The sequence below is a fragment of the Mycobacterium sp. NGS24 genome (genome assembly GCF_059813065.1).
The window spans coordinates 435,006-458,245 of sequence record NZ_JCALDW010000002.1; the positions used below are offsets into that span (position 1 = coordinate 435,006).

At 66.6% G+C, this 23,240-nt stretch carries 18 protein-coding genes and 5 pseudogenes; 8 read left to right on the plus strand and 15 right to left on the minus strand.

The features are described 5' to 3' along the window. Positions 1 to 111 precede the first annotated feature (111 nt). Together AC5Y6Y_RS04825 and secG are read left to right on the plus strand one after the other, a co-directional pair. Positions 112 to 1,185, plus strand: a complete 1,074-nt coding sequence (locus AC5Y6Y_RS04825; protein ID WP_473139582.1) for a S1C family serine protease — start codon at positions 112 to 114, stop codon at positions 1,183 to 1,185. Between the two features lie 54 nt (positions 1,186 to 1,239). Next, entirely contained in the window at positions 1,240 to 1,473 is a 234-nt protein-coding gene (gene secG / locus AC5Y6Y_RS04830) for a preprotein translocase subunit SecG (RefSeq protein WP_085252171.1), read from the plus strand. 15 nt (positions 1,474 to 1,488) lie between these two features. Here secG and AC5Y6Y_RS04835 read toward each other — a convergent pair whose 3' ends face one another. Both AC5Y6Y_RS04835 and AC5Y6Y_RS04840 read right to left on the minus strand, forming a co-directional pair. Next, positions 1,489 to 2,784 (minus strand): putative bifunctional diguanylate cyclase/phosphodiesterase, encoded by a 1,296-nt coding sequence (locus tag AC5Y6Y_RS04835; RefSeq protein ID WP_463825446.1) that lies wholly within the window; start codon positions 2,782 to 2,784, stop codon positions 1,489 to 1,491. Further along, positions 2,764 to 3,258 (minus strand): annotated as a pseudogene (locus tag AC5Y6Y_RS04840) (PAS domain-containing protein); the annotation flags it as partial. The pseudogene AC5Y6Y_RS04840 and the gene AC5Y6Y_RS04835, both read right to left, overlap by 21 nt. A gap of 280 nt (positions 3,259 to 3,538) precedes the next feature. On the opposite strand from AC5Y6Y_RS04840, the gene AC5Y6Y_RS04845 reads away from it, so the two are divergent. Next, positions 3,539 to 5,065: a hypothetical protein gene (locus AC5Y6Y_RS04845; protein ID WP_473139581.1), complete on the plus strand. Its 1,527-nt coding sequence runs from the start codon at positions 3,539 to 3,541 to the stop codon at positions 5,063 to 5,065. A 96-nt stretch (positions 5,066 to 5,161) separates the two neighbouring features. Here AC5Y6Y_RS04845 and tpiA read toward each other — a convergent pair whose 3' ends face one another. The 3 genes from tpiA to gap are packed head-to-tail and all read right to left on the minus strand — an operon-like array spanning position 5,162 to position 8,201. Next, positions 5,162 to 5,947 carry a triose-phosphate isomerase gene (gene tpiA, locus AC5Y6Y_RS04850; RefSeq protein WP_463825056.1) on the minus strand — a complete coding sequence of 262 codons (786 nt, stop codon included), beginning with the start codon at positions 5,945 to 5,947 and terminating at the stop codon, positions 5,162 to 5,164. Further along, positions 5,944 to 7,179, minus strand: a complete 1,236-nt coding sequence (locus AC5Y6Y_RS04855; protein ID WP_473139580.1) for a phosphoglycerate kinase — start codon at positions 7,177 to 7,179, stop codon at positions 5,944 to 5,946. The genes tpiA and AC5Y6Y_RS04855 overlap by 4 nt, the downstream gene beginning before the upstream one ends. A 2-nt stretch (positions 7,180 to 7,181) precedes the next feature. After that, entirely contained in the window at positions 7,182 to 8,201 is a 1,020-nt protein-coding gene (gene gap / locus AC5Y6Y_RS04860) for a type I glyceraldehyde-3-phosphate dehydrogenase (protein ID WP_473139579.1), read from the minus strand. 353 nt (positions 8,202 to 8,554) lie between these two features. Between gap and AC5Y6Y_RS04865 the strand changes: the two are divergent. Together AC5Y6Y_RS04865 and AC5Y6Y_RS04870 are read left to right on the plus strand one after the other, a co-directional pair. Continuing rightward, positions 8,555 to 8,698 (plus strand): annotated as a pseudogene (locus AC5Y6Y_RS04865) (hypothetical protein); the annotation flags it as partial. A 273-nt stretch (positions 8,699 to 8,971) separates the two neighbouring features. Next, positions 8,972 to 9,388: pseudogene (locus AC5Y6Y_RS04870) on the plus strand (beta-xylosidase); the annotation flags it as partial. Between the two features lie 177 nt (positions 9,389 to 9,565). Here the strand turns inward: AC5Y6Y_RS04870 and AC5Y6Y_RS04875 are convergent. The 7 genes and pseudogenes from AC5Y6Y_RS04875 to AC5Y6Y_RS04905 form a co-directional block, all read right to left on the minus strand. Then, positions 9,566 to 9,688: pseudogene (locus AC5Y6Y_RS04875) on the minus strand (hypothetical protein); the annotation flags it as partial. Positions 9,689 to 9,762: 74 nt separating this feature from the next. Next, positions 9,763 to 9,987 (minus strand): hypothetical protein, encoded by a 225-nt coding sequence (locus tag AC5Y6Y_RS04880; protein ID WP_499923889.1) that lies wholly within the window; start codon positions 9,985 to 9,987, stop codon positions 9,763 to 9,765. Positions 9,988 to 10,094: 107 nt separating this feature from the next. Next, a complete protein-coding gene (locus tag AC5Y6Y_RS04885) occupies positions 10,095 to 11,513 on the minus strand; it encodes a phytoene desaturase family protein (protein ID WP_473139577.1) in 1,419 nt (472 codons plus the stop codon). Then, complete coding sequence (locus tag AC5Y6Y_RS04890) at positions 11,510 to 13,252, minus strand: DUF3556 domain-containing protein (protein WP_473139576.1); 1,743 nt, start codon at positions 13,250 to 13,252, stop codon at positions 11,510 to 11,512. Before AC5Y6Y_RS04890 ends, AC5Y6Y_RS04885 begins: the two co-directional genes overlap by 4 nt. Before the next feature lie 198 nt (positions 13,253 to 13,450). Next, on the minus strand, positions 13,451 to 13,753 hold the full coding sequence (locus AC5Y6Y_RS04895) for a hypothetical protein (protein WP_499929458.1): 303 nt from the start codon (positions 13,751 to 13,753) through the stop codon (positions 13,451 to 13,453). Positions 13,754 to 13,842: 89 nt separating this feature from the next. Next, positions 13,843 to 15,072 carry a PucR family transcriptional regulator gene (locus AC5Y6Y_RS04900; RefSeq protein WP_463825445.1) on the minus strand — a complete coding sequence of 410 codons (1,230 nt, stop codon included), beginning with the start codon at positions 15,070 to 15,072 and terminating at the stop codon, positions 13,843 to 13,845. Between the two features lie 96 nt (positions 15,073 to 15,168). Further along, positions 15,169 to 15,933: an SDR family NAD(P)-dependent oxidoreductase gene (locus AC5Y6Y_RS04905; protein WP_463825048.1), complete on the minus strand. Its 765-nt coding sequence runs from the start codon at positions 15,931 to 15,933 to the stop codon at positions 15,169 to 15,171. Between the two features lie 166 nt (positions 15,934 to 16,099). Here AC5Y6Y_RS04905 and AC5Y6Y_RS04910 point away from each other — a divergent pair, with 166 nt between their 5' ends. Genes AC5Y6Y_RS04910 through AC5Y6Y_RS04920 form a run of 3 tightly spaced genes read left to right on the plus strand, consistent with a single transcriptional unit; the run spans position 16,100 to position 19,761 of the window. Then, on the plus strand, positions 16,100 to 16,855 hold the full coding sequence (locus AC5Y6Y_RS04910) for a 1-acyl-sn-glycerol-3-phosphate acyltransferase (protein WP_473139668.1): 756 nt from the start codon (positions 16,100 to 16,102) through the stop codon (positions 16,853 to 16,855). Between the two features lie 3 nt (positions 16,856 to 16,858). Beyond that, complete coding sequence (fadD12, locus tag AC5Y6Y_RS04915) at positions 16,859 to 18,490, plus strand: acyl-CoA ligase FadD12 (RefSeq protein ID WP_473139574.1); 1,632 nt, start codon at positions 16,859 to 16,861, stop codon at positions 18,488 to 18,490. After that, entirely contained in the window at positions 18,487 to 19,761 is a 1,275-nt protein-coding gene (locus tag AC5Y6Y_RS04920) for an alpha/beta hydrolase fold domain-containing protein (RefSeq protein WP_473139573.1), read from the plus strand. The genes fadD12 and AC5Y6Y_RS04920 overlap by 4 nt, the downstream gene beginning before the upstream one ends. Before the next feature lie 4 nt (positions 19,762 to 19,765). Here AC5Y6Y_RS04920 and AC5Y6Y_RS04925 read toward each other — a convergent pair whose 3' ends face one another. The 3 genes and pseudogenes from AC5Y6Y_RS04925 to yvcK form a co-directional block, all read right to left on the minus strand. Then, positions 19,766 to 21,151, minus strand: coding sequence for a WS/DGAT/MGAT family O-acyltransferase (locus AC5Y6Y_RS04925; RefSeq protein ID WP_463825045.1), 1,386 nt, complete (start codon positions 21,149 to 21,151; stop codon positions 19,766 to 19,768). A gap of 64 nt (positions 21,152 to 21,215) precedes the next feature. Further along, the gene (gene whiA, locus AC5Y6Y_RS04930; protein WP_463825044.1) at positions 21,216 to 22,193 is read right to left on the minus strand and encodes a DNA-binding protein WhiA; all 978 of its coding nucleotides are present in this window, start codon (positions 22,191 to 22,193) and stop codon (positions 21,216 to 21,218) included. Then, a pseudogene (yvcK, locus tag AC5Y6Y_RS04935) lies at positions 22,190 to 23,240 on the minus strand (uridine diphosphate-N-acetylglucosamine-binding protein YvcK). The gene whiA and the pseudogene yvcK overlap by 4 nt, the downstream one beginning before the upstream one ends.

Consider the following 23,240-nt stretch of genomic DNA (forward strand, 5'->3'; position numbering starts at 1 on the left):
AGCGTTTAGGCAGTCGGGGCCCGGGTAAAGAAGGCCATCCCGGCCGTCGGTCGCGGACGGCTTGAGTTGACCGGCCCCCTGACTGCGCTAGCCCCTATCGAAGGACTCCACATGTTTTTCCCGAATGGCTGTCACGTGCCTGCGTCGCCGGGGTCGCGGATTCGCCGCCACCTCCTGGTCTTTGCCTTCGTCCTGTTCCTCGCCGGATTCGGTGTCGGCGCGCCGGAGGCATCGGCGGGACTGCTCGACGGGGTGAAGACGGCACCGAGCCTGGTCGTCGACACCACCCGGGTGGAGCCAGGTGTGGTGCGCATCGACACCGCCATCCCGTTCGAACGTGCGACGGGAACCGGCACGGGCATCGTGCTGAGTCCGGACGGCATCGTGCTGACCAACAACCATGTCATCCGCGGCGCCACCGACATCACTGTCACCGATATCGGCAACGGCCAGGCCTACCCTGCTGACGTGCTCGGGTACGACCGCAAGAGCGACATCGCCGTCCTGCAACTCCGCGGCGCGGCGGACTTACCCGTCGCCCCTACCGCCGACTCGGCGAGTGTGCGCGTGGGCGACCCGGTGACCGCCGTCGGATTCCCCGAGGGCGGCGGACTGTCGCCCGCGGGCGGCGCTGTCCAAGCGCTGGGCCAGAGCATTGTCGCCACCGACCAGAGCACCGGCAGCACCGAGCAGCTGTCCGATCTGATCGCGTTCGGCGCCAACGTTCGTCCCGGGAATTCGGGTGGGCCGCTGGTCGACAACAGCGGCCGCGTCGTCGGGATCGTCACCGCCGCTTCGGAGACCTACCGAATGGTCAGTACCGGAGGCTTCGCCATCCCGCTGAATCGGGCGTTGACCATCGCGGACGCCATCCGATCCGGCACCCCGAGCGGTTCGGTGCACGTCGGTCCGACGGCCATCCTGGGCGTCGGCGTCAGCAACGACGGCGGCTCCGGAGGTGTCCCGGTGCAGGGTGTCCTGCGCGGCTCGCCTGCCGAGGCGGCGGGGCTGGCGGGCGGCGACGTCATCACCGCGATCGACGGCACGCGGGTCCCGGACGGGACCGTGCTCACCGATGTGCTCGACCGGCACCGTCCCGATGACGTGGTGATGGTGACTTACCTCGACCGAGAGCGGATCACCCGCACCGTGCCCGTCACCCTGGCGGCCGGTCCGCCGAACTGAGCCTTGCGACTGCCGGTCCCGGGTCTTCGGGTCAGGTTAGGTAGGCTCCCCGGTATGGAATTGGCCCTGCAGATCACTCTGGTGGTCACCAGCGTGCTCGTGGTGTTGCTGGTGCTGCTGCACCGCGCCAAGGGCGGCGGCCTGTCGACACTGTTCGGCGGGGGTGTGCAGTCCAGCTTGTCCGGGTCCACGGTGGTCGAGAAGAACCTGGACCGGTTGACGCTGTTCATCACCGGTATCTGGCTGGTGTCCATCGTCGGTATGGCGTTGTTGATCAAATACAAGTGACGCTCGGGTAGACGGCTACTGCTTGAACAGTTCGGCGGCAGACATCGGCTTCGCGAAATGCCAGCCCTGCGCTGCGTCGCAGCCGAAGGCGCGCAGCCGTGCCGCCTGACTGGCGGTCTCGACCTGCTCGGCAGTGACGCTGAGGCCCAGAGTATGGGCCAGATCGATCATTGCTCGGGTGATCTGCTCGTCGGCCAGCCGGCCCTGGATATTGCCCCCGAGATTCTTGATGAACTCGCCCGCGAGTTTGACTATGTCGACCGGCAGATTGCGCAGGTAGGCCAGGCTGGAGAAGCCGGTGCCGAAATCGTCGATCGCGATCGCGACGCCCATCGCCGACAGCTGCTGCAGCCTGGTGATCGACGTCTCGTCCTTGCCCAGGATCGCGTTCTCAGTGAGCTCCAGGTGCAGCGAGTGCGGCGGCAGACCCGACCCGGCCAACCCGTTCTTGATGACCGAGATGAAACCGGAGTCGCAGATGTTGCGGACGGAGACGTTCACGCCGACGAACGGCGGCGGGTCGGCCGTCGCGTTCAGGCGCCAATCCTGCAGGTCACGGAAAGCCTGCTCGATCACGAAAGTGGTGAGCGGAACGATCATCCCGTTGCGCTCGGCCAGGCTGATGAAGCGCTCTGGAAGCAGGGTGCCCAGCGTGGGGTGCGCCCAGCGGAGTAACGCCTCGGCACCGATGATGCAGTTGTCGGCGAGCCGCACGATCGGCTGGTAGAGGACGAAGAACTCGCCTCGTTCCAGCGCCTTCGAGATCGGGGTGTTGTCGTGGTCGCGATCGTAGAGGGCCCACCGGTTGCGGCCGGCTTGCTTAGCGCGGGCCAACGTGATGTCGGCCCCTTTCATCAGGTCGACCTGGGACATCTCGGCGACTTCTTGTTCCATCACGCCTACGCTGGCCGAGATGCTGATCGAATGCCCGTCGATGTCGAAGGGCGACTCGAGGACACGCAGCACCGAGTCGGCGAGGTCGGTGACTTCGTTGGCGCCGCCCGGTTGCGGGACGAAGAAGACGAACTCATCGCCACCCAACCGGGCGACCATCTGGTCGGGCCGCTGCAGGCACAACGCCAACCGGTCGGCCACCCGGACGAGGACCTTGTCACCGATGTCGTGGCCGAGCGTGTCGTTGACGTCTTTGAAGCAGTCGAGGTCGATGTAGCAAATGCCGACGCGCGACTGCGGATCTTCGAATGCCGCGTCGAGACGCTCGAAGAACTGCGTCCGATTCGGCAGTCCGGTCAGCGGGTCGTAGAGGGCTTGATGACGCAATTGCTGTTCCAGCTCGTGCCGATCGGTCACGTCCTCGAACAACGCGAGGGTGTGAATGGGTACGCCATTCGCATCTCGGATCAGCGAGACGTTGACACTGTTCCAGATGGTGCGTCCGTCGCGGTGCAGGTGCGGTTTCTCCAAACTGACCCGGTCGACGTCACCTCGCATCAGCGCGCCGTACTGCTCCCACACCTCCGACGTGTCGTCGGGGTGGTTGAGATCGGTGATGTGCAGTTTGATGAATTCTTCGACCTCGTAGCCGAACATGCGCGCGAACGCGGCATTGACCACCAGGATCTTGCCGGACATATCGGAAAGACCGACACCGATGCCCGACTGCGCGAATACCGCGCGCAACAATTCCGCGTCCCGCCCACTCGCGCCGCCGGCGAGCATCGACGCAATCACGCCGTCCTCGTCCGTTGCCTCCTGAGCGGCCTCCGCCGGCACGCCGCTCACGTCGCGCATTCCGCTCATGTCGTCGCGACCCTCCCTCCCCATCACGACCAAGCTCGGCTCTCGACCCCTACCGCGACCCGACCCCGCGGCGGGACAAATCCCGATCGCAACCTACTACTATTCAACAGCTGTTAGCAGCGACAGCTAACTCTCGCACGGAAGGACCGAAAAAGGGCGCACGGGGCGCAGGTAATTCCCCGGGACCGTCGACCGAATCGGGTTGCGAACGCTGACGGGTGTTGGGCGAGCGTATAATTAGCGCGACTTCGGAAAGGCTCGTGGACCCAGAACGCCTTCGCGATCAGTAATGGATGGCCTTGCAATGAAACACGTGATGCAACTGCGGGATGCGCGACAAGAGGCGGTGCGTCGGCACCCCTTTTTCGCGTGGTTGTCCAGCGACAGAGTGCCGGCGCAGGATCAGCTTGCCATCGGACCGGCCGGCGCCCTGTTCATCATGCAATTTCGCGACATGAACCGCTGGGTATTGCGGTTCCCCGAACCACACACCGAGTACGAATGGGTGATCAATCTCGGCACGCTCGAAGACGAGAAGCACTCCAAGATGTTCCTGGACGACTGGCGCAAGCTCGATCTCGATGCCCGACTGGGCTGGCGCACCAGTGACACCCTGTGGTGGTTGTTCCTGTCCCCGGACCAGGAACCGTTCCGCCGCAGCGGAATTGATTTCATCCGGCTTGTTGTCGACGACGGTGACGACGCGTTCATCCGGTTCGGTCACTCGGAGGCCGGTGAAGCCACCGGCCACGTCATGCTCAGCAATACCGCCCGCGTCGCGGCCAGGCTATCCAGCCAGACCGGGCTCGAATACAGCTATTTCGGCCCCTACCACCTTGACCTGGAATCCGGTCACGTCGGCAACACCGAAGGCGTATTCGAGACCGTCGAGCTCGACCCGGCGCGTCGCGAGCGCGCAGCCGAGGCCTGCCAGCGGATGTTCGGCATTTTCGATCGCATCTTCGACGGATTTCTGCACTACGCCAACACCTATCTGGAGTCCGGCACCGTCCCGCGCCGTCCGCCACTGCAGAGTGTGGCGCGCGACGATTGGACGGCCCCCGCCCTGGTGGTCGACCCGAACGACGATCACGACAGCGAGATGCTGCGCTATCTCGAGGAGCGCAAGGACAGGTTGCGCGCGCACCCCTTCTACGAATGGCTGCGCAGCGACGATCGAAGCGCTGCGGACAAACTTCGTCAGTTCATCCCGATGTGGGTGATGGACATCCTCGGTTACCGCGACCTGACCAAGTACGCCGTGACATTTCCCGAACCGGCGACCCCCGAACAGGAAGCGGTCAACACATGGGCCTCGCGGCTCTCCGAACACAGCGGGTTATTCCTGTCCGACTGGGATGCGCTCGGCCTCGACGACGTGCTGGACCATAGCGGTAGCCGGGCGCTGGAGTGGCTCTTCTTCGATGCCGACATGGATCTGCATCGGGAGAACATGATCGAGTTCGCCAAAATCGCACTGCGGCACGATGATCCGGTGCTGCGGTGGTGGATGTTGGTGGCCCTGGAATCCACCGGCGAAGAATTCTTCGCCCAGACGAAGCCGCTCGCCCTGGCCGCGGAGGCCGAAACCGGGGGCCGGCTGGACTATCTGGCCGGTCGGCACGACCCGCCGATCGCCCCGGCCGCCGATCGTGTCCACATCAGCGCGCCGGCGCCGTTGTCCGCCGAGCAGTTGCAGCTTGCCAAATCGATTGCGGCGCATGTGTTCGACTCGATGGAGCGGCAATTGTGGCGATCGTACGCGATCGTCCGGGCCGGAAAATACGTCGGCTTGGCCACAATAGCCCCAGCCGTCACCGTCCAAGGATAGCGATCCCGGTGCCCGCCTCATAGCGACTTGCCCACGCAGGCGCGACTTTTCGGGCACACCGCACGTGCCGATCTACGGCAGCGGACCCCCGGCGAGCTACGGCAATGGCCCCCCGGCGGCGATCGCTGCGAGCGTGGCGAACTGTTCCCCGTCCAGCGACGCGCCGCCGACCAGTCCCCCGTCGATGTCCTGCTGCGCGACCAGGTCGCCGACGTTCTTGGCGTTCACCGACCCGCCGTAGAGCACCCGCACCGATTCGGCGATCTGTTTAGACGCCAGCTCGCCGAGCTCCACGCGAATCGCCGCGCACACCTCTTGCGCATCGGCGGAACTGGCGACCCGCCCGGTGCCGATCGCCCACACCGGTTCGTAGGCGATGACGACCTTTTCGATCTGTTCGGCAGACAACCCGGCCAGCGAGCCGCGCAGCTGTTCGACGTTGTGCGACACGTGATTTCCGGCCTCACGAACCTCGAGGTGCTCGCCGATGCAGACGATCGGGGTGAGCTCGTGCTTCAGCGCGGCAGCGGCCTTGGCGGCCACCAGTGCGTCGTCCTCGTCGTGGTAGGTGCGCCGCTCGGAGTGTCCGACGACGACAAAGCTGCAACCCAGCTTGGCCAGAAAGGCTCCGCTGATCTCCCCGGTGTAGGCGCCGGAGTCGTGTTGCGACAGGTCCTGGGCACCGTAGGTGAGCCGCAACTTGTCGCCGTCGACCAGGGTCTGCACGCTGCGCAGGTCGGTGAACGGTGGGATGACGGTTACGTCGACCTTGTCGAAGTACTTGTCCGGCAACGCGAATGCGATCTTCTGAACCAGCGCGATCGCCTCGAAGTGGTTGAGGTTCATCTTCCAGTTGCCGGCGATCAGCGGCTTGCGGCTCACGAGTCTGCTCCTGGTTGCTCACTTGTCAGCACTTCGATGCCCGGAAGCGACTTGCCTTCCAGGTATTCCAGCGACGCGCCGCCGCCGGTGGAGATGTGCGAGAAGGCGTCCTCCGGAATCTTCAACGCCCGCACCGCCGCTGCGGAGTCACCCCCGCCGACCACGCTGAAACCGCCTTTCTTGGTCGCGGTGACGATGGCCTCGGCGACCCCGCGGGTGCCCTCGGCATAGGCGGGAAACTCGAATACGCCCATCGGACCGTTCCAGAACACGGTCTTGGCATTGGAGAGCAGCGTGGTGAACCTCTTCACCGAACCGGGTCCGATGTCCAGGCCGATCAGGTCGTCGGGAATCTCGTCGGCCGCCACGGTCTGCGGCGGCGAGTCGGCATCGAACTTCTCGGTCGCCACGATGTCGACGGGCAGGCGCAGGACGTCGTGGTAGGTCTCCAACAGGTTCTTGCAGGTGTCCACCATCTCTTCTTCGAGCAGCGACTTACCCACCGAATATCCTTGTGCGGCAAGGAATGTGAAGCACATGCCGCCACCGATGACGATGCTGTCGGCTTTGGTCGCCAGCGACTCGATGACACCGAGCTTGTCCGAGACCTTCGATCCGCCCAGCACCACCGCGTAGGGCCGCTCTGTGGAACTGGTCAACTGTTCGAGCACCTCGATCTCGTCGGCGACCAGTTTGCCCGCGTAGTGCGGCAGCAGCGTGGCGACGTCGTACACCGAGGCTTGCTTGCGGTGCACCACTCCGAAGCCGTCCGAGACGAAAGCGCCTCCCGGCGAGACCAGTTCGGCGAGCTGCTTGGCCAGCGCGCGGCGTTCGTCATCGTCCTTGCTGGTCTCGCGCTTGTCGAAACGGATGTTCTCCAGCAGCAGGATGTCACCGTCGGTGAGACCCTCGGCCCGGGCCAGTGCGTCACTGCCGACGACATCCCCGGCCAACTGCACGTGCCGGCCCAGTTGCTCGCCCAACGCTTCGGCGACCGGCGCCAGCGAGTACTTCGGGTCGGGTCCGTCCTTCGGGCGCCCCAGATGAGCGGTGACCACCACTTTGGCGCCGGCGTCGAGTAGCGCCTTCAACGTCGGCACCGACGCGGTGATCCGGCCGGGATCGGTGATGGTGCCGTCATCGTCGAGCGGGACGTTCAGGTCGGAGCGGACCAGCACACCGCGGCCCGAAACACCTTCGGCGAGAAGGTCTTCGAGTGTCGGGACGCTCATGGTTAGAGCGACTTGCCGACGAGTTCGACCAGGTCGACGAGGCGGTTGGAGTAGCCCCATTCGTTGTCGTACCAGGACACCACCTTGGCCTGATTGTCGATGACCTTCGCCAGGCCCGAGTCATAGATCGAGCTGTGCGGGTCGGTGACGATGTCGGACGACACGATCGGCACGTCGTAGTACTTCAGGATGCCTTTGAGCGGCCCGTCGGCGGCGGCCTTGAACGCAGCGTTGATCTCGTCGGCGGTGGCCGACTTCTTCAGCTCTGCGGTGAGGTCGGTGACCGATCCGGTCGGGATCGGAACCCGCAGGGCATACCCGTCGAGCTTGCCCTTGAGTTCGGGGAGCACCAGGCCGATGGCTTTGGCGGCGCCGGTGGACGTGGGCACGATGTTGAGCGCGGCAGCCCGCGCCCGGCGCAGGTCCTTGTGCGGGCCGTCTTGCAGGTTCTGGTCCTGGGTGTAGGCGTGGATGGTGGTCATCAGGCCCTTGACGATGCCGAACTCGTCGTTGAGCACCTTGGCCAGCGGCCCGAGGCAGTTGGTGGTGCAGGAGGCGTTGGAGATGATGTTCTGGCTGCCGTCGTATTTGTCGTCGTTGACGCCCAACACGATGGTGATGTCCTCGTCGGTGGCCGGCGCGGAGATGATCACCTTCTTGGCCCCGGCGTCGAGGTGGCCCTTGGCTTTGGCGGCGTTGGTGAAGATGCCGGTGGACTCGACCACGACGTCGACACCCAGGTCTCCCCAGGGCAGCGCGGACGGGCCTTCCTTGATCGCGAGGGCTTTGATCTCGTCCTTGCCGACGACGATGGTGTCGTCGCCGTCGAGGCTGACGTCGGCGGGCAGGCGGCCCAGGATCGAGTCGAACTTCAGCAGGTGAGCCAGCGTGGCGTTGTCGGTGAGATCGTTGACAGCCACCACCTCGATGTCGGCCTTGCCAAGGTCGCGCTGGGTCAACAGGGCGCGGTAGAAGTTGCGTCCGATGCGACCGAACCCATTGATGCCTACTCGGACCGTCACGTGTCTCTCCTCGTCTTGGTTCGTGTCCGCTGATAAGCGCTCGTCGTCAGCCTAGAGCAGTGCGGACGGCATCGCTGTGGCTGGTAAGAGTGCCGGCCGCCGGCGGCGCGTTGTTGTGATGCCGCTCACCGGGGCGGACCGGGCGAATCCCTACCGATAAATAACGGACCAGTCTCCATTCAGTAGGTAAGTCCTAGCGAACGTCACCATTTGGAAACGACGCGGTGCGGCGCGTCATGCGCCACACAACAGCACCCAACAATTGCGCCGGTGTACAAGAAGGACTCGGGTTGGCCGTGCGGCCTGCTTGCGTCCACAGAAACTTATGAGCGTGATTAAAGGAGTTGACGTTGATGACGATCTTTGATCGATTCAACTTCAAGGCATTTGTCGCCGGTGCCGGGTTGCTGGGTGCCGCGGTATCGCTGAGTCCGGCCGCGGCTGCCGTCCCGCTGATCACCGGTGGCGGCCACGCGTGCATTCAGGGCATGTCGGGGATGGCCGACGGTGCGGGAGCACCCGCGGGGGCGGCTGCCCTATCGGCATGCTGTGCATACGGCGGAGCGGGCGGCGCGGGTGCGCCAGCCCCCACCGGTGCGGGAGGCGCTGCCGGCGGCCCCGAGGGTGCACCAGCACCTGCCGGCGCCGCACCTGCGTGCTGTGCGTACGGCGGCGGCGGCGCGGGCGGCGCGGGTGCTGGGGGCGGGTCGACACCGGGCGGGCCGGGGACCGCCGGGGGACCCGCAGCACCAGCGATGTGCGGCCCGGCCAGCGCGGCAGTCACTGACATGGCCGGTGTCCCGGTGGTGGTACCTGGGCCGGTGCCGATCGGCGCACCGATCCCGGTCGCGGCGCCCATCCCGGTGGGAGCCCCCGTACCCATCGGAGCCCCCGTGCCCATCGGCGCACCCGTGCCCATCGGCGCACCCGTGCCCATCGGCGCACCCGTGCCCATCGGCGCACCCGTCCCGATCGGCGCACCCGTCCCGATCGGCGCACCGGTTCCGGTCGGAGCACCGGTCATCGCAGCGGGTACTCCGCTGATCGCGCTCGGGCCAGAAGGTGCCGGGCTGCCGGCCGCGCCGATCACCGACATGTCCCGGACCGGGAAAGGCGACCCGTCGCGTCCGGCTCCCACCGGTGGGCCAGTACCGGGTCAGCCATTTGCACCCGGTCCGACCGGGTGAACCAGACGGCTGGACCGTTTCAGTGATCCGCTATTTCGGGTGACCTGAATATCAATGTTCCATGCGCTGAATAGCGCGCAGAATATTGCCGTGCGCCTGCCAAATAATGCATTGCCGGCAGGCGTTATTCACAACGCTCAACACCTTATTCCGTGACTTGCTGAAAAGTCGTCCAGCTGGCACGTCTTTAGGTTGGAAGGGTGTGTACCACCACCAGTCGGCGCGTTCGCCGAGGGGTCCTTGGCAGGGTGGGACATCCGGTGGTGGTGTGGTGGGGGGTCGGGCCAGTGATCCGGGTGCGGCCGGTATTGACGTCGTGGAGGTCACCCGCGCGGTCAAGTCCACCCGGGCGGCTCAGAGGCAAGTCTGGTCCACTAGATGCCTACAGCGCCGCCCGCACTGCGCTGGCCGGCGACGGGCTCGCCATCCCGAAGGACGATGCGACCAGTGGGTTGCGAGCTCTGCACATCGCCCGCCGCTCGGCGGTCAAACATCGCACCGCGGTGATCAATCAGCTCAAGGCGATGCTGGTATCGGCGCCCCGAGAACATCACCGTCACTGCGGCGGCCAACCACTTCGGCGTCTGGCCCACCGTCATCTCCCGCATCGAACGGGGTCTACAACGCGACGACACCCTCGCCGACCAATACAGAAACTGGCTCAAAGCCGCTTGACACCAATAGCAGCATCAACCCGGCCGCCGAACTAACCGCGCCGCAGCCAGCGCAACCCGGCTTCGGCGGCGTGATACCCACACAGCCCGTGTATCCCGGCGCCGGGCGGGGCGGACTGCGAGCACAGGTAGACACCCGGCACGCCGATCGCATAGGGATCCACCGCGATCCGCGGCCGGAACAGGATCTGCAACCGGTCGTTCGCGCCACCGATGATGTCACCGCCGATCAGGCTGGGGTTGCGGGCCTGCAGCTCGCTGGTGCTGGTGGAAACGGTCGAGATGATGCGATCGCGGAAACCGGGTGCGAACCGTTCGATCTGGTCGACGATGGCGGCGGTCGCGTCGCCGGTATAGCCGAACGGGACATGGGCGTAGGCGTAGATCGGGTTGATGTTGCCGGCTGAACGGGACGGGTCGGCCAGGTACTGCTGCCCGAGTAGCACAAACGGCCGCTGCGCCATCTTCCCTTGCGCCCGTTGCAATTCGGTGTCAGCGATCTCCGCAAAACTGCCACCCAGGTGCACGGTGCCCGCCCGCCCACAGTCGGGATTGGTCCAGGGGATGTCACCCTCGATCGCGAAGTCGACCTTGAACGCAGACGAACCCGCGCGGAACCGCCGATAGGACCGCCTGATCCGCGTCGGCATCGCATCGCCGTAGAGCTCGAGCACCTGGGCGGGGCTCAGGTTGAGCATGACGAGGTCGGCAGTCGGGATGTCGCGGCGGCTGGTGACGGTGACGCCGGTGGTGATGCGCCCACCGTGCGCCTGCAGCGCCGCACCCAGCGCACGGGTGATCGACCCGGACCCGCCTTCGGCGACCGGCCACCCGTATCGGTGGCCACTGGCCAGGATCATCAACCCCAGCGACGCGGTCAGCGGCCGATCCAACCGGGTATAGGCATGGGCGGCCGCGCCGCCGTACAGGGCGCGGGCCTGGTCGGTGCGGAACCAGCTCGCTACCGCGGCGGCCGGCAGCACCGCGCGCGGACCGAACAGCGCCAGCCGCAGCGGATGGTGCGGAAGGGCCAGCACCGGTCGCAGCAGATCCTCGGCCAGGTCGTCGAACCCCTTCGCCAGCCCGCCGACCGCCGCCTGCCATCGTCGGCGATCGGCCCCAAGTCCTTTGGCGGTCTTGCTGATCGACTGATACAACAAGCCGGCGGTGCCGTCGTCGAGGGGATGCGCGCAATCGATCTCCGGCCATTTCCACGACAGGCCGTAGCTGTCGAGTCCGATCTCCTTCCAGAACGGTGATCCGACGCCGAGCGGGTGAAACGCCGAGCAGTGGTCGTGAATGACGCCGGGCACCGTCAACTCACCCGAGCGGACTCCCCCGCCGATGGTGTCGTCGGCCTCCAGCACGTGCACATCGAGGCCCTGGCGGGCGAGGTGGATGGCGGCGGCCAATCCGTTGGGCCCGGCGCCGACGACGACCGCGGTCGTCATGCGCCGGCTGCGGTGGTCACGTGGACCGGGAAGTGGTCGCCCGGCTCCGGCCAGGGCTGACGGGTCAGCATTTCCGCGACGTCGACATAACCGGCTTCGATGAGGCCGGTTTTGGCGTCGAAGATGCGGTACCACTGCTTCTGATGCTGGATCGGCTGGCCTTCGAGGACAATGACCCGAACATCACCCTCGGCGAAGTTGCACCTGCGCTGCACCGCCTCGAGCAGTTGCTCGTTGTGCAGGTGCCCTTCGCCGAAGTTCCACCCGACCAGCGGTCCGGCCACGATCTCACCCTCGCGGATCTTGTAGTCGGCTTCGTCTTCGATGGCGCGGGGCAGCAATCCGTTCAGCGCGCGGCCGTGGGTGTGCATCGCACGAAACGCGGCGGTCTTGTCGGCCATGATCTCCGCGGTAGCCGGGTCGTACAGCTTGGCCAGCTGATTGATCACCAGCGCAGAGCTTTTCACCACATCGGTTTCGATCTTGTCCTCGGCGCCGGAACGGAAGCACCACACGCTGGTGGCCCAGTTTCCCGCGTAGTAGCGCATGCCGGGCAGGAACGAAATCTTCGCCGGGAAGAGGTTTCCCGCGACGGCGACCGCGGCCGCCGCCAACACCAGGGCCAACAGCAGCGGCGACCGCAGGTCGATCGCGCGGATCGAACCGTAGTGCCCGAACAGATAGAACAGCGAAAAGATGAAAAAGACGTTCCACTCCAACGGAACTCCCATCGGGAGGTTGGACAGGATGTTGAGGTGGAAGATGACCATGAATCCGATCAGGAACCACCGCCACGGCTGATCGCCGGCGACGAACACCAGAATGGTGGGCACCACGAACTCCGCGGTGGTGCCCCCGACGTGGGCCATCAGCTTCGGTATCAGGGTGGGCCGCAGATCGTCGAGGTGGTCGCGGTACATCTTGCGTTTGAGCGGGGTGAACAACGCGCTGCGCAGCAACGCGTTGTTGCTCGTCATCACCGAAACCACATAGGGGAAGTGATGATTGAGCTTGGAGGTGGCCGCGCCCCACCACAGCAGCAACATGATGAGCTTGTAGGCCGCGACCTGATCGGCGAACGGGAAGAAGAACACGAAGAGTTTGAGCCAATAGTGTTCGCCGCGGGCCGCCAGGAACACCGTCTTGTCACGCAAGCCCAGCAGCGCCAGAGCCACGATGATCGGGACCACCAGCAGTGGATCGAGCAGGCCGACGTCGCCGGCGGAGGTGACCGGACCGCCCCCGGGCGCCAACAGCGCCCACCCGCAGCTGAGCAACACCACCGCGTAGAGCGCGACGTCGACGATGCTGCGAGAATCACCCCGGGTGAAGGGGACCTTGTCCCCCCAGGGCGGCAGCCGAATTGTCTTGGGGCGCAACCAGTACAGGACCCCGCCGATCGGCGGGGTGAAGCGACCGGTCAGCGGACCCGACCCGCACCCCAAACCGAGCACTTCGAACAGCAGCGTGAAGACGATCAGCTTCTGATAGACGATCGGCTGCGTCCACCAGGTCGAAATGTCGCCGAGGGAACCCAGGCCGGGGGTCAACGAGATGATTGCGGCGGGAGCGGCGAGGTAGAGCGCGATTTTCAGCAGATAGATCAGGTACACCGCGTACGGTGTGCCGAAGCCGTTCTCCGCCCAGTGCCGGGTCACGACCTGCAGGCGCGTGGCCCGCGGCAAACTCGACCAGGTGTCGCGATCGACATCCGGTAGGTCTGGTGACATGAACCCCATGACGGCCCCCGTTCCCGCTGCTGACTCCAGCGAGACCAAATGTATCGGGCCGGGCCCTGGCAGCGGAGCGCCACCCGCGGGCCGATCAGAAGGACTTTTCGGTCCCCGGCGGCGCGAAACGACGGCGCAGGTTCGCGATCATCACCTCGACAGCCTGACGTTCCTGCTGCTCGAGTCGCAGCAGGTCGCGGAAGCCGATCACGTTCTCGATGTCACCGGCGGCCTGCGAAAAGGCGATCGCGGCCCGGCACTTTTGGTCCGGTGGTCGACGCGCTGCAGGTTCAGCTTGAGCAGCGCCATGAAGTATTCGGCCTGGCGGCGGTCCCCGGCCACGGCTTCGGCGGCGTAGCGGGGAACACCGGCACCGGTCGGCGGTTTCGGTTGCATGAATTTACTTCTCGGATAACGCTTCTCGTTGCCCATCCGGTGTTGGCGGGGGCGGACACCGCGATCGGGGACCGCCCGTGACAGCGGCATGCCGGGCAGTGCGGTGACGTCCATAGGTGAACGATAACGTTCCTAATTTGCCGATACCATGTGCCGCGGCGCCGAAGCTCACCGCCGGCTTTGTGCGCTGCGCACGAACACCGTCAGGCCGTAGGCGTGACCGCGCGCGGCACGACCGGACCCATCCACCGGCGGACCTCCAGCGCCAGCTGTACCTTGAACACCGCGTCGGGATCGTCGAAGTTCTGCCCGCAACGTTCCATCGCCTGCACCACCCGATATTGAATAGTGTTGCGGTGCAGCATCATTGCTTCGGCAGTGGCGACATAACTGCGGTTGCGGGCCAGGAACTGCCGCAGCGTCTCCCGCAGCCAGCGATTGCGCTCGTCGTGCACATCGAGGTCGCCCAGCGTGTCGGCGACGAACCGCCGCAGCTCCTCGGGGTCGCCGGCCATCAGCGCAACCGGCGCGACATCGGCATAGAACACCACCCGGTGGCGGGGGTGGTCGCCACCGGCAAGGGCTACCGCCTTGGCGCGTTCGGCCTGTTTCAACGAGGCACGAAAGCCGTCCAGCCCCTGTTCGACCCGGCCGAACGCCAATCGTGCGTCCAATCCGGCCGAGGTGCAGGCCGCGCGCACCCGCTGCGGATCCACGACCGTCGCGTCCCGGCCGGCCGACGGCGAAAACCACAGCCGCGCTTCGCGCTCGTCGGTCGGGACCATCAGCGACCGCCCCACCGCCCGCAGCTCCCCCGCCAGCAGCGCCGCTGTCTTCTCGAACAGCGCCGCGACGTCACGCGCGGAGGTGGTGTCGTCCGCCCACAACACCGCGGCGACGTGCGGCCCGTCCAGCTGATAGCCCAGCACCGTTTCGGCACGTTGGACGTCGATCGGCGCCCCGGCGAGCAGGTCGGTGACCCACTGTTGTTGCAGGCCGCTGCGCCGGCTGACCCAGCGGTCGTGTTCCTGTTCGTAGGCCATGATCAGCTGGTCGCCGATCACGTCGACAAAGCGCGAACAGCGGCTCACCAGCTCGATCATCGCCGGCACCCGCTGTGCGGCGGACAACAGCGACACGAACGGCATTGCCTGCTGCAGGAATCGCGCATGTCCGATCCGATGGGCCCGAACCAGCGCCGACAACGGGATGTCTCGCTGAGCCGCCGCCCGTGCGTAGGCCAATCCCGCGGCCGGGGCCTCCAGGAACGGTTCCGGTGGATCCCGCTCCAGATAGTGAATGCCCGCCACCACGTGCTCGGTGAGGCTGCTCCGCCACAACGACAGCATCCGGCTGTCGTAGTTGAGGCCCTGAATGTCCTTCTTCATCGCCGCGAACACCTCGGTGATGAATTCATCGCGAATGGCACTCATCTGCCGGGCGATCACCGCAAGCTGACCGCGGGCCTCGGCTTCGGGCTGGGCCACCTCTGGGATCCTTCCGCAGAGCGAAGCCGTCCCGCAACACCCTCAGGTGGCGAGCATGCCGCCTTCGACCGGCAGCGTGACACCGGTGATATAGCTACTGGCGTCGCTGGCGAGGAAAATCAGTGCAGCACTGAGCTCTTCGACCCGGCCGATGCGGCCGGCCAGGGTACGCGGGACCACGGTGCTCTCCAGATAGCCGGCCGGCAATTCGTCGGTCATCTCCGACTCGAAGAACCCCGGTGCCAGCGCGTTGACCCGAATGCCCCTGCGCCCGGTCCACTGCTGGGCGAGATCGCGCGTCAGACCGATGACGCCGGCCTTCGACGCCGCATAGGCGGCCTGCGGCAGGCCCCCGGTGGTGAGCCCCAACACGCTGCTGATGTTCACGATCGAACTGCCGGGTTGCATGACCTGCGCACACGCCTGCGCCATCCAGTAGCAACCGTTCAGGTTCAGGTCGATGACCGACCGGAACTGCTCGGGTGTCTCGCGCAGCGCCGGGACGGCGGTTCCGACGCCGGCGTTGTTGACCAGGATGTCGACCCGCCCGAAACTTTCCACCGCCGCCCGGACCAGGTGCTGGCAATCGCCGGGGTCGGTCACGTCGGTGCGCACGGCGACGGCCCGGCGGCCCGCCGCCTCCACCAGTTCCCGGGTGCGGGCCATGCGTTCCTCGCGCCGCGCGCCGAGCACCACGTCGGCTCCCGCTTGTGCCAGGGCGGCGGCGAACCCGACGCCCAGGCCACTGGACGCGCCGGTGACGATCGCGACGCGGTCGTCGAGTCGGAAGCTGTCGAGGATGGCCATCGGGAGTCCCTTCGGGTGAGCTCTGTCGCGTTGCAGCATATGTAGGCACCCGCCGCAGTGCGTCGAGGGTTCGGATCGACGGTCGAGGCTGCTCGCTACGATCAAGGAACTCGTCGGCAAAGGAGCCTCAGTGAGCGAAGACGACATCGGCAAATTCGACCCCGGCATGACCCAGCGGATGATCTCGGTGCTGCGCCCGATGTTGAAGACGTACTTCCGTAGCGAGGTGCACGGACTGGACGGGTTCCCGCCGGGCGGCGCGCTGGTGGTCGCCAACCACTCGGGTGGTCAGTTCCCCATGGACGTGCCGATCTTCAGCGTCGACTTCTACGACAAGTTCGGCTATGACCGGCCGGTGCTGACCCTGAGCCACGACATCTTGTTCATGGGGCCGACCGCGGACTTCTTCCGAAAGACCGGCTACATCCGGGCCAACCGGGAGAACGCCGCCAAAGCCCTGCGCTCCGGCGGCGTGGTGGTGGTGTTCCCCGGCGGCGACTACGACGCCTACCGGCCGACGGCCGCGGAGAACGTCATCGACTTCAACGGCCGAAAAGGCTACGTCAGCACCGCGATCGAAGCCGGCGTACCCATCGTGCCCATGGTCTCCATCGGTGGCCAGGAAACCCAGCTCTACCTGACCCGCGGCACCTGGCTGGCACAGCGGCTGGGCCTGAAACGGTTGCTGCGCAGCGACATCCTGCCGCTGTCCATCGGGTTCCCGTTCGGGCTGACCAGTCCGATTCCGCCGAATCTGCCGCTGCCTTCCAAGATCGTCACCCAGGTGCTCGCACCGATCGACATCGTCGCGGAATTCGGTGCCGACCCCGACGTCGATGCCGTCGACAAACACGTCCGCTCGGTGATGCAGGCCGGCCTGAACGAACTCGCCGCCAAGCGCCGCTTCCCGATCCTGGGCTGAGCCATGGCATCTCGCGTCGAAGACATTCTCGGAGTCATCCGCACCATGCGGCGTGCCGGCTTGATCGCGCCGCTGCGCCCGGACCGCTACGTGAAAATGATCGCGGCCATGCGCCGCGAAGGCATGGGCATGACAACAGGTTTCGCCGGAGCACCGCAGCGCTGCCCGGACCGTCCCGCCCTGATCGACGAGCTGGGCACGCTGACCTGGCGTGAGCTCGACGAGCGGATCAACGCCCTGGGTGCTGCCCTGCAGCAGTTGCCTTCCGGCGCGCCGAAAGTGGTCGGCGTGATGTGCCGCAACCATCGCGGCTTCATCGAAGCGGTGGTGGGCGCCAACCGGATCGGTGCCGATATCCTGTTGCTCAACACATCATTCGCCGGTCCGGCCCTGGCCGAGGTGGTGAACCGCGAGAACGTCGACACGGTGATCTACGACGAGGAGTTCACCGACACCGTCGAGCGCGCGCTGGCCGACCGGCCCGATGCCACCCGAATCCTGGCCTGGACCGACTCCGCTGAGCCGGGCCGGCACAAGGTCGAGGAACTGATCACCGCGCACGCCGGCCAGCGGCCGCAGCGCGGTGCGGCCAAGGGCAACATCATCCTGCTCACCTCCGGTACCACCGGAACACCCAAGGGCGCCAAGCAGTCTGGCGGCAACGCCGGAATAGGTACGCTCAAGGCGATCCTGGACCGCACCCCGTGGCGGGCCGAGGAAACGATCGTGATCGTCGCGCCCATGTTCCACGCCTGGGGTTTCTCGCAGCTGATTTTCGCCGCATCGATGGCCTGCACCATCGTCACCCGGCGCAAATTCGACCCGGAAGCGACGCTGGACCTGATCGACCGCTACCAGGCGACCGGCCTGGCGGTGGTACCGGTGATGTTCGACCGGATCATGGACCTGCCCGACGAGGTGCGCAACCGCTACAGCGGGAAATCGCTGCGGTTCGCCGCGGCCTCGGGTTCACGGATGCGTCCCGACGTCGTGATCTCGTTCATGGACCAGTTCGGCGACGTGATCTACAACAACTACAACGCCACTGAGGCCGGCATGATCGCCACCGCGACGCCCGAGGACCTGCGCGCGGCCCCCGACACCGCGGGCAAGCCGGCGGGTGGTACCTCGATCCGCATCCTGGACAAGGACTTTCACGAATTGCCCACCGGTGAGACCGGGACCATCTACGTGCACAACGACACTCAGTTCGACGGTTACACCGAGGGGTCGAAGCAGAAGGATTTCCACGCCGGCTACATGTCGTCGGGTGACGTCGGCTACCTCGACGAGAACGGCCGGCTGTTCGTGGTGGGCCGCGACGACGAGATGATCGTCTCCGGCGGGGAGAACATCTATCCGATCGAAGTGGAGAAGACGCTGGCATCCCATCCCGAAGTCGCCGAAGCGTCGGTGATCGGCGTGGACGACGAACAGTACGGCCAGCGATTGGCGGCTTTCGTGGTCCTGACACCCGGCGCCCGTGCCACCGACGAGACCCTCAAACAGCATGTCCGGGACAACCTGGCCAATTACAAGGTGCCTCGTGCGATCACGGTCCTCGATGAATTGCCGCGCGGCAGCACCGGCAAGATCCTGCGCAACGAACTCAAGGCCCGGGTGAGCGACTCATGAACCTGCGCCCACTGCTCAGGCAGCTGCGCCGGCCGCGGCCGCTGACCCGTGCCGCGGTGGAATTCGTCAACGCCGCCAACGGATTACGGCCGATCACCCGCAACTCGTGGGCAGCCCCGACGGTGTTCTGGTTCGGCTGGCCCACCTCCGAGGTGCCGGCGCTGTATGCGGGGGTGTCCGTGCTGGACGCGGTGCGCCGCGGGCGGCGCGGTGACTTCGCCGGCCCCAAGGGCAAGGTGGCGCTGGCGCTGACCGGCGCGGCGTGGGCGATGCTCGGGGTAATCGGCTACCGCGGCCTGGTCACCCCCGGCCCGGTGCTGGAGTCGGCGCTGACCGATCAACTCGGCCCCGACTACACCGAAGAATTGCAGGAATTGCCCACCCAGCCCACGCAATCCGGTCGGCGCAACCCGCCGCTGCGCACCACGATGGCACGCCGGCGTTTCGTCGACAAAGAGAACATCGTGTCCTACGGTCCGCACGGTCGCGCCAACCGGGCCGACATCTGGCGTCGGCGCGATCTGGACCGGGACGGCAAAGCGCCGGTGCTGCTGCAGGTGCCGGGCGGCGCCTGGATGATCGGGATGCGCCGTCCGCAGGCGTATCCGCTGATGGCGCATCTGGTTTCGCGCGGCTGGGTGTGTGTGTCGATGGGTTACCGCGTATCCCCGGTGCACACCTGGCCGGACCACATCGTCGACGTCAAACGCGCGCTGGCCTGGGTGAAGGAGAACATCGCAGCCTACGGTGGGGACCCGAATTTCGTTGCGATCAGCGGTGGTTCGGCCGGCGGTCACCTCTCGGCGCTGGCTGCGCTGACACCCAACGACCCCAAGTTCCAGCCGGGTTTCGAAGACGCCGACACCTCGGTGGTGGCCGCCGTGCCGTTCTACGGTCGCTACGACTGGTTCTCCACCGAGGCGCCGGGGCGCGCGGAATTCGTCGAGATCCTGGCCCGAATGGTGGTCAAGAAGAAGTTCAGCACGCACCGCGATATCTACGTCGACGCCTCCCCGGTCAGCTACGTGGGACCCGACGCGCCACCGTTCTTCGTGCTGCACGGCGAGGATGATTCGCTGATCCCGGTGGAAGAGGCCCGCGAGTTCGTCGACGAACTGCGCGCGGTGTCGAAGTCGCCGGTCGCCTACGCCGAATTACCGAACGCGCAGCACGCTTTCGACATCTTCGGCTCGCCGCGGGCACACAAGTCGGCCGACGCGGTGGCCCGGTTCCTGTCCTGGGTCTACGTGACGAACCCGCCGAGCACATAGCGCACTACAGCGCTTCGGCGGCGCGCTCCAACTCCTTGAGCGCCGGCTCGATGGCTCGGGCCATGTCGTCGATGTCGTTGGCGACCTCCGGTGTGGTCACGAAACCGAAGTCGAGGCACTGGTCGTAGGAGAAGCAGGTGATGTTGAGCGCCACGTCCATCACCGGTGGGCCGAGCGGAACCAGCGACTCCAACTTGGCGCCGGCCATGTACAGCGGGACCGACGGGCCGGGGACGTTGGAGACGACCATGTTGATCGGCGCGAAGTTGCGCGACAACCCGCTGACCGTGTAGGCGCGGGCGGCCAACTGCAGCAGCCCGGGCGGCGTGGTCTCGGTGAGCCCCATGATCTGGTGCGCGGACAGAGCTTTGGCCATTTCCTTTGCGTTGCGGGTACTTTCGTGGATCGCCAGCAGCCGCTCGCCCGGGTCGTCGATGTCGGTGGCCAGCGACGCCGTCATCGAACTGATCTGGTTGCCGATGTTGGATTTGGACTCGTCGGTGCGGGTGGACACCGGGATCTGGGCGATCAGCGGCTTGTACGGCAACTCGTCGCGCTTGAGCAGGTACTCGCGCGCCGCCCCCGCGACCAGCGCGAGCACCACATCGTTGAGCTTGACCCCGAACGCATCCTTGACGGCCTTGGCCCGCTTCAACTCCACGCGCGCGCCGGTGATGCGCCGGTGCGGCGACACGGGGGCATTGAACCGGGTCTTGGGTGCCTCGAAATAGCGGGGCGGCTTGCCGGCGACACCGAGCGCCGCGATCTGTTGGCGGACCGTCTGTTCCAGCAGTCTGGTGATGCGAAACGGTGTCTTGACGGCCACGTTGATCAGCGCACCGATCGCGCGCCGCTCCAGCCCGGGGATCTGGAAGCCGACGAAACCGACTGTTTCCTTCTGCGGGGGGCGCGGCTCGGGGGTGACGTCCAGCAGGATCTCGCCGAGCCCGGCGCCGGAAACCCCGTCAACGATGGCGTGATGCATCTTGGTCAGGGTCGCGATGCGGCCACCCTTGACGCCCTCGATGACCCACAGTTCCCACAGCGGACGCGAGCGGTCCAGCTTGTAGGACATCAGCCGGCCGACGAGTTCGTCGACCTCTTTGCGCCCGCCGGGGGCGGGAACGCCGATGCGTCGCACGTGGAAATCGATATCGAGTTCGTCGTCCTCGACGAACCACGGGCGGTCCAGGCCCAGCGGAGCGCCGGTCACCTTCCAGCGCAGCTGCGGAATCTCCGGCAACCGCTCGATCAGCAGTTCGCGCAGCCGCTGGAAGCTGTAGTCGGGCGCGTCGGTGGGGTCGCAGATTGCCAGCGCACCGACGTGCATGTGCCAGCCTGCGGTTTCCGCGGACCAGAACGCCGCATCAACACTAGAGAGCCGTTGCATTCCCCGACCGTAGCGTCCGTCCACCCAGCGAAGCCAGCAACCCGGAGAATCTCACAGCCCGGTGTTACGCGTCCTCCAGCAGATCGGGGGTCACCGCCGACTCGGTGTCGGGAATGCCGTCCACCTTCGCCTTACGATCGGCCATCGACAGCAACCGCCGAATACGGCCTGCCACAGCATCTTTGGTCATCGGCGGGTCGGCGAGCCGACCCAACTCCTCCAGCGAGGCCTGGCGGTGCTCGACCCGCAGCCGGCCCGCCGTGGCCAGATGTTCGGGCACGGTGTCGGCGAGAATCTCCAGGGCCCGTTCCACCCGCGCCGCCGCAGCCACCGCCGCGCGCGCCGACCGGCGCAGGTTCGCGTCGTCGAAGTTGGCCAGCCGGTTGGCCGTGGCCCGGACCTCGCGGCGCATCCTGCGCTCCTCCCAGACCTGCCGGCTGTCCTGGGCGCCCATCCGGGTCAGCAGCGCGCCGATCGCCTCGCCGTCGCGCACCACCACCCGGTCGGCGCCACGCACCTCGCGCGCCTTGGCGCTGACCCCGAGTCGGCGCGCCGCACCGACGAGCGCGAGCGCCGCCTCCGGGCCCGGGCAGCTGACCTCCAGCGCCGAGGACCGGCCCGGCTCGGTCAGCGAGCCGTGCGCCAAAAAAGCTCCCCGCCAAGCGGCTTCGGCGTCGCCGACGCTGCCGCCGACGACCTGCGCCGGCAGGCCGCGCACCGGACGCCCGCGCATGTCGAGCAGGCCGGTCTGGCGGGCCAGCGCCTCGCCGTCACTGGCGACCCGCAGCACATAGCGGGTGTTCTTGCGAATTCCACTGGCCGACAACACGTGCACCACCGCGTTGTAGCCGTACAGGTCGAAGATGTCCTTGCGCAGCCGGCGCGCGATGCTGCTCAGATCCACCTCGGCTTCGACGACCACCCGCCCGGACACGATCTGCAACCCGCCGGCAAACCTGAGCAGCGAGGTGACCTCCGCGCGGCGCGCACTGACCGACTTGACCACCAGACGGCTCAGTTCGTCCTTGACTTCGGTCGTCATCGCCACGCGTCGTCACCCCTTGGTTCGTTCCCGACGGCCACCGTCGATCGGTATCTCTTCGGTAGCCGTCACCGCGGGCTCCCCTAAGCCCCCAGGACGAGCACTGCCACGTTGCCGCACCCCGTCCAGGACCGCCGCCAGCTTGCCCGGGTCATGTAAAGGTGTACCAGGTCGGGCCACGTCGGCGAAGTGGACCTCCGCCTGCAGCAGCGTTGCGGTGCGGCGCAGTTGGTCGCGTTCGCGATCGCTCGGCACCCGGTCGGTGTCGATGATGATGTCGTCCACCGTGAAGTCCGGCGCGTGCTGGACCAACACATGAAGGTGGCGTTCCACCGAGAAGCCGGCCGTCTCCCCCGGCTCGGCCACCAGATTGAGCACCAGCGCCTTGCGCGCGGTGGTGGCCCGCAACGCAGTGCGCAGACCGGGCACCAGCACATGCGGGATCACACTGGTGAACCACGAGCCCGGCCCCAGCACCACCTGGTCGGCGGCCATGATCGCGTCGACGGCCTGCCGGGTGGCCGGCGGGTCGGCGGGCAGCAACCGTACCCGGCGCACCGTGCCCGGCGTGGTGGCGACGGCGACCTGCCCCCGGATCAACCGGAACATGCGCGGATCGGACTCCAGCCCGGACACGTCGGCCTCGATCTGCAGGGCGATCGGGCACATCGGCAGCACCCGCCCCTTGACACCCAGGATGTGCCCTACCTCGTCGAGTGCCGCGACCGGATCGGCCAGCACCTCAGACAGGCCCGCCAGCAACAGGTTGCCGATCGGATGCCCGGCCAGCGCTCCCGTGCCACCGAACCGGTGCTGCATGACGGTCGCCCAGAGCCGCCCGTGCGGACTGTCAGATGCCAAGGCCGCCAACGCCATTCGCAGGTCACCGGGGGGCACCACGTCGAGTTCCCCGCGCAGCCGGCCCGACGAGCCGCCGTCGTCGGCGACGGTCACGATGGCGGTGACGTACGGCGTCAGCCGGCGCGCGGCCGACAGCGTCGCATGCAGGCCGTGCCCGCCGCCCATCGCGACGATGCTCTGGCTCAC

Excerpts from the sequence above, each read along its gene's own strand:
- whiA (WP_463825044.1), bottom strand. The coding sequence starts at position 22,193 with ATGACGACCGAAGTCAAGGACGAACTGAGCCGTCTGGTGGTCAAGTCG.
- AC5Y6Y_RS04880 (WP_499923889.1), bottom strand. The coding sequence starts at position 9,987 with ATGACGGTGGGCCAGACGCCGAAGTGGTTGGCCGCCGCAGTGACGGTG.
- AC5Y6Y_RS04900 (WP_463825445.1), bottom strand. The coding sequence starts at position 15,072 with ATGAGTGCCATTCGCGATGAATTCATCACCGAGGTGTTCGCGGCGATG.
- AC5Y6Y_RS04845 (WP_473139581.1), top strand. The coding sequence starts at position 3,539 with ATGAAACACGTGATGCAACTGCGGGATGCGCGACAAGAGGCGGTGCGT.
- AC5Y6Y_RS04885 (WP_473139577.1), bottom strand. The coding sequence starts at position 11,513 with ATGACGACCGCGGTCGTCGTCGGCGCCGGGCCCAACGGATTGGCCGCC.
- AC5Y6Y_RS04910 (WP_473139668.1), top strand. The coding sequence starts at position 16,100 with ATGACCCAGCGGATGATCTCGGTGCTGCGCCCGATGTTGAAGACGTAC.
- AC5Y6Y_RS04925 (WP_463825045.1), bottom strand. The coding sequence starts at position 21,151 with ATGCAACGGCTCTCTAGTGTTGATGCGGCGTTCTGGTCCGCGGAAACC.
- AC5Y6Y_RS04895 (WP_499929458.1), bottom strand. The coding sequence starts at position 13,753 with ATGGACGTCACCGCACTGCCCGGCATGCCGCTGTCACGGGCGGTCCCC.
- AC5Y6Y_RS04905 (WP_463825048.1), bottom strand. The coding sequence starts at position 15,933 with ATGGCCATCCTCGACAGCTTCCGACTCGACGACCGCGTCGCGATCGTC.
- AC5Y6Y_RS04890 (WP_473139576.1), bottom strand. The coding sequence starts at position 13,252 with ATGGGGTTCATGTCACCAGACCTACCGGATGTCGATCGCGACACCTGG.
- AC5Y6Y_RS04855 (WP_473139580.1), bottom strand. The coding sequence starts at position 7,179 with ATGAGCGTCCCGACACTCGAAGACCTTCTCGCCGAAGGTGTTTCGGGC.
- AC5Y6Y_RS04825 (WP_473139582.1), top strand. The coding sequence starts at position 112 with ATGTTTTTCCCGAATGGCTGTCACGTGCCTGCGTCGCCGGGGTCGCGG.
- fadD12 (WP_473139574.1), top strand. The coding sequence starts at position 16,859 with ATGGCATCTCGCGTCGAAGACATTCTCGGAGTCATCCGCACCATGCGG.
- secG (WP_085252171.1), top strand. The coding sequence starts at position 1,240 with ATGGAATTGGCCCTGCAGATCACTCTGGTGGTCACCAGCGTGCTCGTG.
- AC5Y6Y_RS04920 (WP_473139573.1), top strand. The coding sequence starts at position 18,487 with ATGAACCTGCGCCCACTGCTCAGGCAGCTGCGCCGGCCGCGGCCGCTG.